This is a genomic window from Bradyrhizobium erythrophlei (assembly GCF_900129505.1).
Taxonomy (GTDB): Bacteria; Pseudomonadota; Alphaproteobacteria; order Rhizobiales; family Xanthobacteraceae; genus Bradyrhizobium; species Bradyrhizobium erythrophlei_D.
Genome location: NZ_LT670818.1, coordinates 4,355,542 through 4,371,242 on the forward strand (window position 1 = coordinate 4,355,542; position 15,701 = coordinate 4,371,242).

Here is a 15,701-nt window from a genome sequence, read left to right on the forward strand (position 1 = left end):
GAGCTTTGCGCATGGCGTCAGGCGGCCACGGCGCGTGGAAGGATCGGGGCCGTCGCGTCGTGACGCGTGCCGGCACGCAGGCAGAACGCCGGCTGCAACAGGCTGTCGGCAATGACTTCGGTCTTTTCATTGTCCCGAAGGATGTAACGGCCGGGCTGTTCGACCAGGACGCTGATATCGGCATCGACCCCGGGGCGCAGGGTGCCGATCTCGCCGGACAATCCGAGCAACTCCGCCGGATGCGAGGTGACCATCGGCACGACCTGTTCGAGCGTAAGCCCCAGCGCCATCATCGAGCTCATGGCCTGCACCAGACTGAATTTCGCCTGCCCGGCGAAAGGATGATTTTCGTCATCGGCAGCTTCGTCGGGGGTGCCCGCCGGCGCCGGCACATGGGTGTTGTAGCCGTGGATATCGGCGCCGAGCGTGGTCGGGACGATGCCGGCGGCGATCGCCTTGCGCGCGAGGCGGTACGAAAAATGGCTGCCATGGCCGACATCGACCCGCAATCCGCGGTCGAGCGCAGCCCGGATGACCGGGTGCACCTCGCCCTCGCGATTGACGAAGCCGCCGGGATGACGCGTGAACGGGTGCGCCAGCACATCACCGGACCGAAGCAGCGGGATGACGCGCGTGAGAATGGTATCGACGTCCTCGCCGTTGGTTCCGCTTTCGGGCAGGCCCCACAGCTGTCCGAAGTGAACATAGACCGGCAGGTCGGAGCGGCGTCCAATCTCGGCGGCCATCTCGATCACGCGGATGCCCCACCGTGCGAAGCCGCCGATCTCGGCGTGCGCCTTGATGCCGCGAACCAGGTCGCGGTTGGCATTCGCCGCCTTGACGGTCGCATCGATATCGACGCAATCAGGGCGATACAGATTGGGATAGTAATGACCCTCCAGCCCGCCGACGAGATAGGCCGAGAGAAATGCATAGGTGCGCGACTGGGCTTTTTCGGCGATGAAATGCCGGAAGCCGGGCAATGTCATGCAGGAGGGACCGCCCTGGTCGACGAGCGTCGTCACACCCGATTGGACGCCCACCATGTCGGCGTTTACGCCGAAGCGTCCCGTCACATATTGATAGACATGCGCATGGGTATCGATCAGGCCGGGCAGAACGATCTTGTTCGAGACGTCGACGACCTCCCTGGCGCTGGCCGGCAGGATGTCGGACTGGACCGCGGCGATCTTGCCGCCGCGAATGGCGACATCCTTCAGGCCGTCGATGCCCGAGGCCGGATCGATCACGCGACCTCCGCGCAACAGCAAGTCAAAGGTGGTGCTTACTGACATGATCGGCTCCTCACTTAAATCCATCGCCGTTGCGGGCGCGTCAACCAATTACGAAGTATGCTCCGTAATTTTCGTTTGGCAAGGCGAGCAAGCTTCATGCCCTCGGGGTGCTAAAAATTAGTGCAGACTCGCGACAACGACTGAGCGACGGAAGATGACGAAGAAGCAGACCAAACATCCCAGCAAACCCAAAGGTGTCGCCGAAACATGGCCGCTCGGCCAGCGGCCCGGGTTTCTGATCCGGCGGCTGCATCAGATCCACGTCGCCTTGTTCCAGGAGAAGTGCGCGCAATTCGAGATCACACCGCTGCAGTATAGCCTGCTGTCCGCCCTCGCCGTCCGTGGAACCGCCGACCAGACCACCCTTGCCGTCGACGTTTCGCTCGACCGGACCACCACAACAGGCGCGCTCAAGCGCTTGCAGGCGCGGCATTTTATTGAACGAGCGGTCCGCCGCGACGACCGTCGCGCACGTGTGTGCCGGCTGACGCAAACGGGTGGCGCGTTGCTTGCGAGAATGGAAACCGCGGCGCGGGAGGCCCATCGTGATACGCTGGCGAGCCTGAGCAAATCGGAGCAGAAGCGCTTCGTTTCGCTGATGCAGCAAATCGTCGCGGCAAGTTCACTCAAATCCTGATCCGCGATCAAGGCGGCCTCGCAACGACCCCTCCGGCGTTCCAGCGGTCAGAATCTGTGCAGCATGCCTCCTAAGATTGCACGCAGTATCCGTTCTCATGCGCGGGAGCGCTGCTAATTGCGAAGCACGCTTCGTATTGCCCCGCAGGGCGCGACCGCTTCGGCGGATTTTGTGACCGCTTTCAACGACCTCGGCGCGATTGAGGAGGGATCGTGCGCGGCGCGACGGCGACAAAGCCGCGCCGGTCATGTGCCGATCGTCTGGCACGTCATTTGCTCAAGAAATACCGATGAGTTGGCAGCTAGGGTTCCGCATCCGGTGGGGTGGCTGGTCCAAGAGCTGCCGCCTGCGCGGGAGAAATCCGCGCGGGACACGGCGGGATAAAATCCCGGGAGACCTCAGTAGCCAAGGAATTGGTGTCGCTTGGGTCAATGCCAATTCCATCGTTGCGGACCTTATGCGGAGTTGGCGATGCCTGTCTTGACCTCGCTGCCAAACGCGCAGTCCGCCACCAGCTCACCCTTCGACCCTCAACCCGAACTCACCACCGGCCGGCGGAGGTTGAGCTGATGTCGGCTTACGCGGATGCGATCGCGGGCCGGTTCGGCGATGGCGGGCCTTCAGGTGAGGGCGCCGACGACCATGAGTTCATTCGCCGGGTTCTCTCGCGCAGGACAGTGCGGCGTTACAGCGACAGGGTGCCGGACGAAAGCCTGCTTGACCTCTTGGTCGCGGCTGCGCTGAGCGCGTCCGCAAAGTCGGATTTCCAGCAGGCCTCGATCCTGCGGTTACGCGATACGGCGAAGCGTGCGGCGATCGGAAAATTGTTCCCGAGCATGCCCTGGATCGCGAATGCGCCGGTGTTCTTCGTCTTCCTCGGCGACGCCAGGCGGTTGCAGCGCATCGGCGAGATGCGCGGAAAGCCGGTCCGGAATGGAACGCTCGAAGGCTTCTTCAATGCGAGCATCGATGCGGCGCTTGCCATGCAGGTCATGATCCTGTGCGCGGAATCGGCCGGGCTCGGCGTTTGTCCCATCAGCGTGATCCGCAACGAGGTCGACAAGGTCGCGGCGGTTCTCGGTCTGCCGGATCTCGTCTTTCCCGTTGCAGGGCTGTGCCTCGGCTACCCGCAGGCCGAAGGGTACGTCAGCCTGCGGCTCCCGCGCGTCGCCACGACACATTGCGACCGGTACGACGACAGTGAGCTCGCTTCCGTGGTCGACGATTACGATCGAAGAAGAGATGAGCTGCACGCAATCCCGAAGGACCAGCAACGCTCGAACGCAGAATTCGGCGAGGCGGCGTTCTATGGCTGGTCGGAAGACAAGGCGCGGCAGGCGGCCAAGGCCGAAGGTGCGGCCTTCCCGCCCTATCTGCGTTCACATGGTTTCAGTTTCGATTGAAAGGGCCACGACCAACATCCTCGATTTCCTTCCCGCCGTTCTGATTTGTAACTCGTCAGCAAAGGACGCCTCATCATGCACAAGCCTTCGATTGTCCCCCACAACTCGTTCATGCGACGTCTGCTGCTCGCTCTGCTTGCCGCTTGCCTCGTCGTTCCGGCATGGGGAGGCGGCGCGCGGGCCGCGAGCATGGATGAGATCAAGAAGCGCGGGCTGATCGTGGCCACCGAGGACGATTTCCGTCCCTTCGAATTCGTCAAGGACGGCAAGCCGACCGGTTTCGACAACGAGTTGATCGAGGACCTGCGCAAATACGCGCCGTTCGAGATCAAGCAGGAGATCCTGCCATGGACCGGCATTCTGGCCGGCGTCAGCACCGGAAAATACGATGTCGCCATTACCGCGGCCATCATCACCAAGGAACGCAAGCAGTCGCTCGACTTTACCAGCCCGATCGCGGATGCCACGCACTATTATGTCAAGCGCAAGGATGACAAGAGCATCTCGTCGATCAAGGATCTGAACGGCAAGACGGTGGGCGTGCAGGCCGGCAGCGCGCTGCTGGCCCGGCTTCCCGAGCTCGGCACCATGCTTGAAAAACAGGGCGGCAAACTCGGCAAGGTGGTCGAATACACCTCTTATCCCGAGGCCTATCAGGATCTGGCACTCGGCCGGGTCGATTACGTCGTCAACACCGTGATTAATCTCAAGACACTCGCCGCCGAGAAGCCCGCCGTGTTCGAGGTCGGACAGCCGGTCTCGGGAAGATCCTTCCCGGCCTGGGCCGTCGCCAAGGACAGTCAGGACCTGAAGGAATTCCTCAATGGCTTCATCGCCAAGGAGAAGGAAAGCGGCAGGTTTGCCGAGCTGCAGAAGAAGTGGTTCGGGGAATCGTTCCCCGATCTGCCGGTGAAGTTCGAGCCCGAGTTCTGACGCCACGGCAGACGGACCGTCGGTCATGACCGCTGGCGATGTCCTGGCGATCTTTCAGGGTGCCCTGGTGACGGTGACACTGTCGCTGATCGGCATCCTGATCGGTCTGCCGATCGGATTGGGCCTGGCGCTGCTGCGCTGGGCCAACGTTCCGGTACTGGCGGGGATGGTTGCGGTATATGTCAGCATGCTGCGCGCGACGCCGCTCGTGACGCTGCTGCTTCTGCTGTTTTTTGCGCTGCCGAATATCGGTGTTCCGATCGGTCCGGTGTCGGCCGCGATTCTGGCCCTGGTCATGAATACGTCGGCATTCAACTGCGAGGTCTGGCGGGCGGCGCTGGTGAACTTCCCGAAGGACCAATATGAGGCGGCCCAGTCGGTGGGGATGCGCGCCGGGCTGCGCTTTCGCAGGATCGTGCTGCCGCAGATCGTGCGGGTCAGCCTGCCGGGGCTTGTCAACGAGATGTCGCTGCTGATCAAGGTCACGCCGGTGCTTGCCGTCGTCGGGGTCGTCGACATCACACGGGCGGCGGTGCGGATCGGCGCCCAGACCTACGAGCCGCTGCCGCCTTTCCTGGTCGCGGTCGCACTCTACGCGCCGATCGTGTTCGCGCTGGTCTCGTTGCAGCGCTGGATCGAGCGTCGTCAGCTCGCGGCCGAGGTCGCCGCATGATCCACGATTTCGGCATCGTCTGGGGTGAACGCGCGCTGCTGCTGAGCGGGCTCGCCAATACGGCGATATTGTCGACGGTGTCGGCCGTTGCGGCGCTGTTGCTGGGTTTGATTCTCACGCCGGCGCTGATGTCGAAACAGGCGGCAGTTTCCGGCGCGGCACGCCTATTCGTCGATGGCATGCGATGCGTTCCGTTTCTGCTGTTCGCCTATATCGTCTACTACGGTTTTCCGTCGCTCGGTATCAGGCTGGACAACTGGACCTCTGGGCTTGCGGCGCTGATCATCTATAATGCCGCCTATATGGCGGAGATCCTGCGCGGTGCCTGGGTGGTTCAGCCGCGCGAGCCGATCGAGGCGGGGTTCGCCTTCGGCTTTTCGGGCATCAGGCTGTTTCGCCGCATCATTCTTCCATCGCTGCTGCTGTCCGCAGGCCCGGTGATCGGCAACCAGATGATCCAGATCATCAAGGACAGCGCCTTCCTGACTATCATCGCGATCCCGGAACTCACCCATGCCGCAAGCTCCATCCAGTCGCGGCATTACGTTCCGTTCGCGGCCTTCATTACCGCGGTATTCCTGTATTGGGGGCTTTGCCTGGTGATCGAGGCCGGCGTCAGTTCGATCGGCCGCGTCGCCGACGCGCGGCGATAGGGGCGGGCGATGGTGCATCCCGACAAGGTACTCGACGTGGCCGGCGTCTCGAAGCGGTTCGGCGATGTCGAGGTGCTCTCGGACGTCAGTTTTGAGGTCGACAAGGGCGAGACGGTCTGCGTGCTCGGACCTTCCGGGTCGGGAAAATCGACATTGTTGCGCTGTATCAACTGGCTGGAGCGGCCCGACGCCGGACAAATCTACCTGAATGGGCAGCGGGTCGGCGTCAATAATGCAGGCATCGTCATGGGCGATCGCGACTTGTCGCAGATCAGAACGCGCATCGGCATGGTGTTTCAGCATTTCGCGCTGTGGCCGCATCTCACGGTGTTGCAGAACCTGATGGAAGCCCCCGTTCAGGTGCAAAGGCGGCCGAAGGACGAAGTCCGCGACGAGGCGCTGGCCTTGCTTGCAAAGGTCGGTCTGAGCGAGAAGCGCGACGCGTTTCCGGCCCGGCTGTCGGGCGGACAGAAGCAGCGTGTAGGCATCGCACGGGCACTCGCGACGCGACCGGATCTTCTGCTGTTCGACGAGCCAACCAGCGCACTCGATCCGGAACTTGTCGGCGAGGTGCTGGTGGTGATGCGGGATCTTGCCCGTGAAGGCATGACGATGGTGATCGTCACCCACGAAATGGGATTCGCGCGCGAGGCGGCCACGCGGGTGCTGTTTCTCGATCGCGGGCGAGCCGTCGAGACGGGATCGCCGGACCGGTTTTTCTCCCGTCCCGAGACCGAGCGTGCCCGCCAGTTTCTCCAGCGCTACGCCGGCGACACCGCTCCCGGCGGCAGATGAAGACAACTATCACGGAGGCCCGCCATGCAGCCGATCTTTCACCTCTTGCCCGATGCGCCGAAGCCCGTCACCCCCTACAGCCATGCGGTCGAAGCCGGACCGTTCGTTTTTGTGACCGGGCAACTCGCAACCGATCCGGACGACGACTCGCTTCCCCTTCCGCCTGGGATCGAGGCCCAGACGCGCAAGGTGATGGATAATCTCTCCCGTGTGCTCAGGGGGTGCGGCCTTGCGCTCACCAATGCCGTCAGCGTGCGAATCTTCCTGACCGACTTCAACGGCGATTACGCCAAGATGAATGACATCTTCTCGAGCTACTTCACCGACGGCCGGCGTCCGGCGCGGACCACGGTGGGCGTGACGGCGCTCGCCCGGGGCGGGATCGTCGAGATCGATATGATCGCTTTCAGACCGTGTGGCCCGGCATGATGGACCCTGTCATCGAAATTCCCGCAAGGCGCGGCAAGGCCGCCTTTGTTTCGGCGGGGCAAACCGTCACCGTCATCAATACCCATGGCGAACAGGTCGTCGACACCTGGGCGTTCAACCGCGTGGATCTCAGCGAATTCATGTCGAACGAGCATACGCGGGCGCACAGCCTGCATCTGGTTCCCAGGCCCGGCGACGTCCTGCGGACCAACAAGCGGCGGCCGATCCTGACACTCGTCGAAGATACGTCGGGCGGAATCCACGACACTTTGATCGCGGCCTGCGATCGCTATCGTTACGCGTTTCTCGGCGTCGAGGGGCATCACGACAACTGCACGGACAACCTGTTTGCCGGGATGGCCGAACTCGGCCTCGTGCCCGCGGAAGTGCCGAGCCCGCTCAATCTGTTCATGAACATTCCCTGGTCGTCCGACGGCACCCTCGGTTTCGCCGCGCCGCCCCGTCCGGTGCCCGGAGGCTACGTCCGGCTGCGGGCCGAGATGGATCTGGTGATGGCGTTCTCCGCCTGTCCGCAGGACATCCTGCCGATCAACGGCGAGAGGAAGACGCCGGTCGCGGCACATTTTACGATCGCGTGAGCGCACATGATGCGCCGTGTTGACGATGACAGGGCACAAGGGAGTCAGAGACATGCTGTCGGCCGAAACGAAGCGTGAGATATCCCACGCCAACCGGCGTCGCTATGAGGAGCTCCGGGCGGCGGGTCAGGAGGCGACCCCGAAGGGCCTTCCCGACGCGACCGCACTTGATGCAGCGCCGATTGCGCCGGAGGCCTTGATCAGCAGCGCGGCAGTTCCCGCGGACTGGTACACGACCGTGCGCCTGCGCCGCGGCGAAGCGCTGCGGATCATCGATGCTTCGGGCAGGTCCAGTGTGTCGATGATCGGCTGGCGTGAGGAAGACACGTCGGAGCGCATCAATTGCGCGGACACCGTCAAGGTGCAGTGGAGTGCTGCGCTCTCGAAGGGGCGCGTTATCCTTTCGGACATGGGACGGGTGTTCGTGTCGATTGTCGAGGACACTTGTGGCACACATGACCTCATGGTCGGCGGCTCGACTCCGGCGTCGACGCTCGCCGCCTTCGGGGCCGCTTCGCGCAACACGCATGAGAATTTTCTGGCCGCTGCTGCCAAGGTGGGACTTGGCCTGCGCGACATCCCGCCATGCGTCACCTTCTTTGCGCACGTCTCCGTCGATGCAGCGGGACGTTTCCTCTGGAACGCAGGTCGCAAGCGGCCAGGCGACTTTGTCGATCTTCGCGCGGAAATGAACGTCGTCCTCGTGCTGTCGAACTGCGCTCATCCGCTTGATCCGGCTCGTCCTTCGGCCGCCGGGTCCGTCACGCTCATCCGTCATCGTGTACCGCGCGCCGGGCCGGACGATCTCTGCAGGACCATATCGCCGGAGATCATCCGGGCCTTCGAGTTCACGGACCGCCTCTACGCCTAGGGAGAGATCAGGATGACCACCCTCGCAACCGCTTCGACCGACGATAACGCTGGCGCCGCATACATGCAGGACATACCGGCGGAGCAGCCCTGGTCCCGGATTCTAAAGCGCGGACAAACGTTGCGAATAGTCGACAGCGAGGGTCAACAGGCCGTGGATGCGCTGCTGTATTGCAGCGACGACCCGGCCGAACGTTACAGCGCCCAGGATACGCTGCGTGTTCAGGGCTCGGCCTACATCGAACTCGGGACGCGGCTGGTTTCCAACAAGGGCCGCGTGATGGCGAGGATCACCGCGGATTCCTGCGGACGGCACGACACATCGGCCGGGTGTTGCTCCTGCGAGAGCAACGCGGTCCGCTTTGGCGAGCCGACGAAATATCAGCATGCCTGCCGCGAGAATTTCATTCTGGAACTGTCGAAGCATGGACTGACGAAGCGCGATATCGTCGCGAACCTGAACTTCTTCATGAATGTGCCGATCGACCCCTCGGGGAATTTCACGGTCGTCGACGGCATTTCGGGGCCCGGAAACTACGTTGACATCACCGCGGAGATGGATGTGCTGTTCGTCATTTCCAATTGCCCGCAGGTCAATAATCCCTGCAACGGGTTTAACCCAACTCCAATCCGCGTCTTGATCCGGGATCCGGCTGCGCTGTGAGGGAGCACTAACGGATGCCCCAGGGTTCCGCGAGATTTGATCCGTTCTGCCTTCAATATATTGTATCCTATTTGTCTGGAACCGCCAGATTTGCAACCGTATTGGGACGCCTATGCAGTGGTCGGCAAAACAGTGTCAAACGGATCAACCCTTTGGTAGTTGGGCTGACGATCTCGCGAACGCCTTCGTCCAACTGGAGCCGCGCAAAATAACCGAGCATCCTTTCCAAGGGACGATATCAAGGACTGACGCTGCTCCGATCCGGATTTCCCGCGTCATCGCTACCAAGCACCGGGTTTTACGGCTGCGTTCGCACATCGCGCACAGCACGGACGACCTGTGCTTCATTAATCTTCAGATCGAAGGGGTGGGCCGCTACGCCCAGCGTGGTCACGAGCAGATCTGCGGGCCTGGAGATCTCGCCGTCGCCGACACGACCGAGCCGTTCGAAATCGCCAATGGTTGCGATTTTCAGCTATTTTGTTTTGCGGTGCCTGGACACCTGCTGCCGCGGCATTTTTCCGAGCGGCCGCGGCTGACCTTGTCTGTGACAGAAGCCGGCCGCGCCCTCTCGCGCACGCTTGCAGGTTATGCGGAGCTTTGTCTCAACTCGCAGACGCCCTTGCCGCTTGCGGCTCTCGGCGGCGGCCACATCGTCGACCTCATTTCTCATGCATCTGATGTGCTGGTGGATGGCCCGTCCGAGCGGCTAAATGCACCCGTACTGCTGTCGATGATGCTGGATCACATCGATCGTCACAGCGACGACCCCAGCTTGAGCGCCGTGACGCTCGCGCGAAAATTTCATTGCTCGGAGCGCTACGTGCACAAGCTGTTTTCCAAGACAGGCCGCTCGGTTGGCGAGCACGTCAACCACAAGCGGATCCTCGTCTGCGCCCGCGATCTGCTCGGCGATTCCCGAAACAGGACGATCGCCGAAATCGCGTTCGCTGCGGGCTTTCGGGATATTTCGCATTTCAACCGGCTGTTCAAACGCAGCAACGGCGCAAGCCCCCGCGAGTTTCGTCAAACCATGACCTGAACCACCGGACGACCCACGGCCGTCGCGCCCTAGTGCGCCATAAGCCAAGAAATCGGGCGCCAGCATCCGAGACTTTCCTGCTCCGATCCCATAGCGGTTTATGGAATAGACAGGACCTTCAGGAAAGTCTCCATGGCCATCGACTTTACGCTAACGCCACCGCAACGTGAGCTCCAGCTTGAATCCCGCCGGTTTGCGGCGGAAGTGCTTGCAGGGGCGAGGGCGGCCGAGTTGCTGCCGACGGCGGAGGAGCGGTTCCTTGCGACCAGGCCCGTGTACGAAGCCATGGTGGTCGCGGGTTTTTTGAGGAAATGCATTCCGCAACCTGCGGGCGGCGAGAACGCCGGCCTAATCGACATGGCCATCATGGCCGAGGAATTTTACAGCGTGAATGCGAGCGTCACCTTGACGATGCTCGGAACGGTGCTTGGCCTTTTGCCGATCCTGCTGGGCGGCACGCCGGAGCAGTGTGGCCGGCTGCTTGCTCCGTTCTTGAAGAAGAGCGGAACGCCGCTGGCCGGCTTCTGCTCCAGCGAACCGGGAGGCAGCGCCAACGCGGCATCTCCGCCGCCCGGCGAAGGCGTGCGTACTTTTGCCAAACTTCACGGCGATCGCTGGGTCATCAATGGTCGGAAGAAATGGGTCTCCTCGGCGACCGGGTGGGATCGTAAAGGTGCGGATATCTTATGCGTGGTGTGCCGGACCGCGCCCGACGCTCCTCCCGAGAAAGCGATTTCCATCATCGTGGTCGAACGCCCGGCGCCCGGCATCGTCTTCGAGCGCGCAATCGAGTCCGTGGGTCACCGTGCGCATCTCACGCCGCAATTCGGTTTCGAGAACGTTTCTGCGCCGCGGCACAATCTTCTCGGGGAGGAAGGCGGCGGCCTCGCCCTGACGGCCGCCAGCTTTACTGGCACCGCGGCGCTGGTCGGAATTCTTGGCGTGGCCCTGATGCGCGCGGCGTTCGACTTCGCTCTGCACTTCGCCCGGACCGAACGGCGAGGCGGCGTCCATCCGATCATCGAGCATCAGGCGGTCGGATACGCATTGGCCGACGCGAAGATGACGATCGAAGCAGCGCGATATCTGAGCTGGCGCGCGTGCCATGCCGTTGACACGCAGTCTCCCGCCGCAGACGAACTTGCGATACAGGCCAAGATCTACGGCTCGGAGACGGCGGTTCGTGTGATCACCGATCTGATGCGCGTCGTCGGCATCGACAGTTATGACCAAGAAGTCCCGCTGGGACGCCTTTTGCAGGACGCGCTCGCGCTTCCGATCTTCGACGGTGGCAATATTGGCGTCCGACGGCGTCAGCTTCATACCATGCTGAAGCGACCGGACTACGAACCCCTGCTCGCGAGCGGTGCGGCTTGAAGCGTCACAGGTGTGGTCAGGCGCCGGCCTCGCTCTTAATCGTTCGGCATACCTAGTCAGTAGATCGGTGAAGTCATGAGCACATCGCAAAGAGTGGCGGTCATAACGGGAGCATCGCAAGGGATCGGGGCGGCGCTTGTTCAGGCGTTCAGAAGTCGCAACTATAAGGTCGTTGCAACGTCCCGATCGATCAAACCTGCCGCCGATTCTGATATCGCGACAGTGCAGGGAGATGTGGCCGACCCCAAGACCGCGAATCTGGTGTTCAAGGAAGCGCTGGATCGCTTCGATCGCATCGACACGTTGGTCAACAACGCCGGTATGTTCCTGGCCAAGCCGTTTACCGCCTATTCAAACGACGACTACGCTGCCTATATCGCCACCAATGTCACGGGCTTCTTTCACATGACCCAGCGGGCGATAGAGATCATGAACAAGCAAGGAAGTGGTCATGTCGTGACGGTCACGACCAGCCTGGTCGACCAGCCGATGACCAGCGTGCCGGCTGTGCTTGCATCTCTCACCAAGGGTGCCTTGAACGCCGCGACAAAATCGCTCGCGATAGAGTACGCCAAAAATGGTGTGCGCGTGAATGCAGTCTCGCCTGGAATCATCAAGACCCCGATGCATCCGCTCGAGGCCCACCAGTTCCTGGCCTCGCTACATCCGATGGGCCGAATGGGAGAAGTGTCGGACGTGGTGGAAGCGGTGATGTACCTGGACTCGGCGGGATTCGTGACTGGGGAAATTCTCCACGTCGACGGAGGACAAGTGGCCGGTCATCATACGATCTAGCAGGGACGTTTGGAGTCAAGGCGGGTTTTTGCTTAATGCGGTGTATAATCTCGCAGCAAAGCCCGCCAGGCAGCTGTCCAGCGCGACCAGGAAAGAGGGCGCTGCCGATTCGGCGGCTGGCAGCCGACCGGCGCATCCGGCGCCTCAATGATTCCAGCGGAATCCCGGTTGCACTGACCAAGGGCGAATACGGCTTCTGATAGGGTTGCTCGATGCTCCGCAGCGACCGCTTTCCCGCGAGCGCCTTCTGCAAGCGACCCGCATCCGCGAAGATGTCTTCGATCGCACCATCGACGTTCAGGTACTGCGCCTGCGGCACAAGCTGAAGACCGATCCAAACGCGCCGCGCGTCATCTTGACTGAACGCGGCGTTGGCCACGTATTTGCAGCTGCCCGTCGAAGCATGTTGATGACGGCCTGTCGAACACCCCGGCAAGTGAATGCCGGCCGGATTCGGCGATGCGCACCATTGTCCATTTCCAGAACCACAGAGGAGCGCGCCGCATTACAACCGTAGCCTTAATCTTCAATGCTGGAATTTTGCAGCAACATACGCAAGGCAGAGTCTCCCGAGCCAACAAGTTTCGGGAGAGGTCAATGCAATTCGAGAAGCAATTTCATGGTGGCCGATCGCCGTTCGTCCTTACCGGGAACGGAGATGAGGCGAGCAGATATTCGAAGGAGATCAGCGCGCTCCCGGCGTCGTCTGAGGAGTGTGCGCCACGGCGCTCAACCGTCGCGTCAGCGGCGCGGTTCATGGTGAAGGCTGCCGCGGGATTTGCCGCGTGCGCTAAAGACTTCCTGCTCACGGTCGCGTCCTGGACATTTGCGCAGGCTCTCGCGGGCTGCGCTGCCTATGGCAAAGCGATGTATCCGGGCTTTGTGGGCGTGGGTGAACCCGTAGATCAGCGCGATCCGGCGCGCGGCACGCAATCCGAGCACGGAAATTCGAATCAGCTTCAGAGACGGACATCCCAGTCTGAGTGAAATATCCTCGATGGCAAACGACGGGATCAGAGGACGCAGGCCATTTTCGGTATCGCGTCAGACGAAGTCCAGCGCAGCTGCTTTTGTGAAGACCGAACACATCGAGTGATCGGAGAGGACCGCGCCGTTGCTGCGGGATCGAGCACATCTATCGGGTCGTTTCTTGTGAGACTTAGATCGAGAATCCGCCGCGGGCGAGACCGCCACCGGACGATTGCCGAGCCACCCTCACAATGCCTTGACTTGACGCTAAACATGATACGCATGATGTTATCAATTAAAATGACGAAAATCATTTAAAAAGACGGGGCGCCGTCGACCAGATGATGGCTAGCAAGGGTGAACTCGTGGCAAGAACAAGCGCGGTGAATGTCGACGACGCTCGCGTCGCATATCGATTACACGGGCAGGGCCCCGCGGTCGTGCTGGTTAACGGCACAGCCGCGCTGGACACGCATTGGGGGCCGGTGGTCGCCGAGCTCGGCAAACAGCGGACTGTGATCAGTCTCGACTACTCGGGCTCCGGAGACACGACGAACGATGGCAATTCACTTTGCCTGCAGAAGCTTGCACGCCAGGTGAAGGAAGTGGCCGCCGCGGCCGATGTGGACCGATTTGATCTAGTCGGGCATTCGCTCGGAGCGGCGATAGCAATCGAGCTTGCAGCCACTTCGCCGGATCTAGTGCGGTCGCTGATCGTGGTCGCCGGCTTTTCGTGGGGCGCCGAGGCGCGGCTCAAGCTTCAATTCGAGTTGTGGCTTGACCTGCTCCGGACCAATCGCGAGGCCTTTCTCAAGCTACTCTTGCTCTCGGGACTCACGCCGACGTTCGTTTCGATGTTGGGAACTTCGGCGATCCAAGACATGATCAAAGCCTACGTGCCGCTTGCCAATTGGGAGGGAATTGCACGCCACGAGCCCCACGCTCGTAATTGACTGTGCTCACGATCAGATTGTCACGCAGACATCCGAATTGGCAGCGAGAATTCCCCGTTCGACGTGTCGACAGATCGGTGCCGGGCATCTGGCATACTTCGAGGGAGCTGACGAATTTCTGTCTGTGGCCGCCGAATTTCTAAGCCGACATCGCGAGTAAGTACGGACGAGAGTATGTCCTTGGGCTTGAGCGCGCGCCCACGAGCCGCCGTGCCGGCTCCGCGAGGTGCGATTTAACGAGTCATGCCGGACGGCGAGGAGGCAGATCAGGTTCTCGGTTCGGCGTTGCCGGCCAAACCTCGTTGCGGGAATGGGCCTGCGCCCAGGCCCATCTCACGTCGGATCACCGTGCCCAGCACCTGCCGGCCCGGCTGCACCGATATAACTGGCATCGGCCACACAGCAGTTTAAAATCCAAACCAGCCATCAGCCGCCTCGGCCTCACCGGGGACAACCTGTTGAGGCTCCACAGCTAGCTGTCGGCTTTTTGCGCAATGATCATCGAGTATAGACCGAATTCGATCGCTTGCGAGCAGTCCGGATGTTCGTCCGTAACCCTCCCTTGCCAATCCGTCTTGTATGTCTCTCCAGCTCTCAAATTTACCGGTGTTCGCCAGCTCAACGGCCCGTCGATAGGTTTCCAGCCTTCGCCTACGCATAATGCACCCCACAAAATCTGTGGCATTAATTGGACCAGCTCTGCGCGAAGCTGCAACTACGAGCAGCGCAAAAAATGCCGATGAATATCTGCAAATTCTCAAAAGTCTCCATGGCAATTTGGCGGCAAGCGTTTCTCCAATCGTCTATTGCACCGTTTTAGGGCTGCCAACGGGCGGCTGGTGCTTGCGCTCAAATCATGCCAACTACCGGCCCAGCGTATCGTCGCTGCGGGTTCGCTTGCGCCAATGGTCATCAAATAGGCGTAAAAGTTATCGTAGAGGCGTTGAAGAAGAAACGATCGTCAAGATTGGTCCAAAATTGGTCGATGTCGGGCCTAAGAGAGGGACAACGATGGTGGAAGGTGAAAACGGTGATGATTACCGGCTCACACTGGCGCGGCAACTCTTCGGCAATGTGGCGGCTATTTCCGGGCGCAATCCGCCAGGGCGAAATGAGGACTCCGAGATTAAAGTAACCGCTGGTGTCGTACGACATTCTCCGGCGAGTGAAATGTCACCATCGGACGAAACGAACTTGAAGTTCGTCGAAGAAACTCAACAAAGGCAACTCAAGACGGCGGCGGAGCTTTCAGAAATGATTGAACAGGATCTTGCGCATCATCCCGACTGTCCCAAAGCCGGATTTCAAGTAACGGTGTATGGCTGGCCGTATTGGCGAGCGATGTTGACGATCAAGCCCGCTGCTGGGGCAGTCCGCAATCCCCAGGAATGGCGGGCGCTTACCAATGAGCTCGCTGAGCGGCTACGCAAGCGCTACGATTTGGCCTGGGAGTAGTTTTTGATGATGCGGTGGTCAGCGACGTTAATGATGTCTGGCGGCGACAGCCGCCCGTAGTGGGCGTGCACTAACGGCCATGTCGGCGCTGTTCAGGCTGTTGCGACGTTGTTTAGGAGCGAACTCACGGCAGCTTCTAATTCATGAATCTCGTCCTGA

The 15,701-nt window shown here is 61.2% G+C and carries 17 protein-coding genes, 2 pseudogenes and 1 riboswitch; of the genes and pseudogenes, 18 read left to right on the forward strand and 1 reads right to left on the reverse strand.

Annotated elements, in window-relative coordinates:
* Window positions 1-17 precede the first annotated feature (17 nt).
* A complete protein-coding gene (locus B5525_RS20190; RefSeq protein WP_079567564.1) occupies window positions 18-1,295 on the reverse strand; it encodes an amidohydrolase/deacetylase family metallohydrolase in 1,278 nt (425 codons plus the stop codon).
* Between the two features lie 154 nt (window positions 1,296-1,449).
* Between B5525_RS20190 and B5525_RS20195 the strand changes: the two genes are divergently transcribed.
* The 18 genes and pseudogenes from B5525_RS20195 (at window position 1,450) to B5525_RS44125 (ending at window position 15,542) form a co-directional block, all read left to right on the forward strand.
* Window positions 1,450-1,932, forward strand: coding sequence for a MarR family winged helix-turn-helix transcriptional regulator (locus B5525_RS20195; RefSeq protein WP_079567565.1), 483 nt, complete (start codon window positions 1,450-1,452; stop codon window positions 1,930-1,932).
* Window positions 1,933-2,222: 290 nt separating this feature from the next.
* Window positions 2,223-2,329: riboswitch (guanidine-I (ykkC/yxkD leader) on the forward strand.
* 172 nt (window positions 2,330-2,501) lie between these two features.
* Window positions 2,502-3,335 (forward strand): nitroreductase family protein, encoded by an 834-nt coding sequence (locus B5525_RS20200; RefSeq protein WP_079567566.1) that lies wholly within the window; start codon window positions 2,502-2,504, stop codon window positions 3,333-3,335.
* A gap of 75 nt (window positions 3,336-3,410) precedes the next feature.
* On the forward strand, window positions 3,411-4,268 hold the full coding sequence (locus B5525_RS20205) for a transporter substrate-binding domain-containing protein (protein ID WP_079567567.1): 858 nt from the start codon (window positions 3,411-3,413) through the stop codon (window positions 4,266-4,268).
* Between the two features lie 25 nt (window positions 4,269-4,293).
* On the forward strand, window positions 4,294-4,941 hold the full coding sequence (locus tag B5525_RS20210) for an amino acid ABC transporter permease (protein ID WP_079567568.1): 648 nt from the start codon (window positions 4,294-4,296) through the stop codon (window positions 4,939-4,941).
* Entirely contained in the window at window positions 4,938-5,594 is a 657-nt protein-coding gene (locus B5525_RS20215) for an amino acid ABC transporter permease (RefSeq protein ID WP_079567569.1), read from the forward strand. Before B5525_RS20210 ends, B5525_RS20215 begins: the two co-directional genes overlap by 4 nt.
* 9 nt (window positions 5,595-5,603) lie before the next feature.
* Window positions 5,604-6,389 carry an amino acid ABC transporter ATP-binding protein gene (locus B5525_RS20220; RefSeq protein WP_079567570.1) on the forward strand — a complete coding sequence of 262 codons (786 nt, stop codon included), beginning with the start codon at window positions 5,604-5,606 and terminating at the stop codon, window positions 6,387-6,389.
* A gap of 24 nt (window positions 6,390-6,413) precedes the next feature.
* The gene (locus B5525_RS20225) at window positions 6,414-6,818 is read left to right on the forward strand and encodes a RidA family protein (protein ID WP_079567571.1); all 405 of its coding nucleotides are present in this window, start codon (window positions 6,414-6,416) and stop codon (window positions 6,816-6,818) included.
* Window positions 6,818-7,417: a DUF1989 domain-containing protein gene (locus tag B5525_RS20230; RefSeq protein ID WP_079573593.1), complete on the forward strand. Its 600-nt coding sequence runs from the start codon at window positions 6,818-6,820 to the stop codon at window positions 7,415-7,417. Before B5525_RS20225 ends, B5525_RS20230 begins: the two co-directional genes overlap by 1 nt.
* A 52-nt stretch (window positions 7,418-7,469) precedes the next feature.
* Window positions 7,470-8,288 (forward strand): urea amidolyase associated protein UAAP1, encoded by an 819-nt coding sequence (locus B5525_RS20235; RefSeq protein WP_079567572.1) that lies wholly within the window; start codon window positions 7,470-7,472, stop codon window positions 8,286-8,288.
* Between the two features lie 12 nt (window positions 8,289-8,300).
* A complete protein-coding gene (locus B5525_RS20240; protein ID WP_079567573.1) occupies window positions 8,301-8,951 on the forward strand; it encodes an urea amidolyase associated protein UAAP2 in 651 nt (216 codons plus the stop codon).
* Window positions 8,952-9,063: 112 nt separating this feature from the next.
* Window positions 9,064-9,993 carry a helix-turn-helix domain-containing protein gene (locus B5525_RS20245; protein WP_079567574.1) on the forward strand — a complete coding sequence of 310 codons (930 nt, stop codon included), beginning with the start codon at window positions 9,064-9,066 and terminating at the stop codon, window positions 9,991-9,993.
* Window positions 9,994-10,125: 132 nt separating this feature from the next.
* Window positions 10,126-11,370, forward strand: a complete 1,245-nt coding sequence (locus B5525_RS20250) for an acyl-CoA dehydrogenase family protein (protein ID WP_079567575.1) — start codon at window positions 10,126-10,128, stop codon at window positions 11,368-11,370.
* A gap of 75 nt (window positions 11,371-11,445) precedes the next feature.
* Window positions 11,446-12,165 (forward strand): SDR family NAD(P)-dependent oxidoreductase, encoded by a 720-nt coding sequence (locus tag B5525_RS20255; protein WP_079567576.1) that lies wholly within the window; start codon window positions 11,446-11,448, stop codon window positions 12,163-12,165.
* Window positions 12,166-12,234: 69 nt separating this feature from the next.
* A pseudogene (locus tag B5525_RS20260) lies at window positions 12,235-12,553 on the forward strand (winged helix-turn-helix domain-containing protein); the annotation flags it as partial.
* Between the two features lie 71 nt (window positions 12,554-12,624).
* Complete coding sequence (locus B5525_RS20265) at window positions 12,625-13,152, forward strand: hypothetical protein (RefSeq protein WP_172899778.1); 528 nt, start codon at window positions 12,625-12,627, stop codon at window positions 13,150-13,152.
* 365 nt (window positions 13,153-13,517) lie between these two features.
* Window positions 13,518-14,087, forward strand: coding sequence for an alpha/beta fold hydrolase (locus B5525_RS20270; protein ID WP_172899935.1), 570 nt, complete (start codon window positions 13,518-13,520; stop codon window positions 14,085-14,087).
* A 293-nt stretch (window positions 14,088-14,380) separates the two neighbouring features.
* A pseudogene (locus B5525_RS44120) lies at window positions 14,381-14,563 on the forward strand (IS481 family transposase); the annotation flags it as partial.
* A 184-nt stretch (window positions 14,564-14,747) separates the two neighbouring features.
* Window positions 14,748-15,542, forward strand: a complete 795-nt coding sequence (locus B5525_RS44125) for a hypothetical protein (protein ID WP_154073332.1) — start codon at window positions 14,748-14,750, stop codon at window positions 15,540-15,542.
* The last annotated feature ends 159 nt before the right edge of the window (window positions 15,543-15,701 follow it).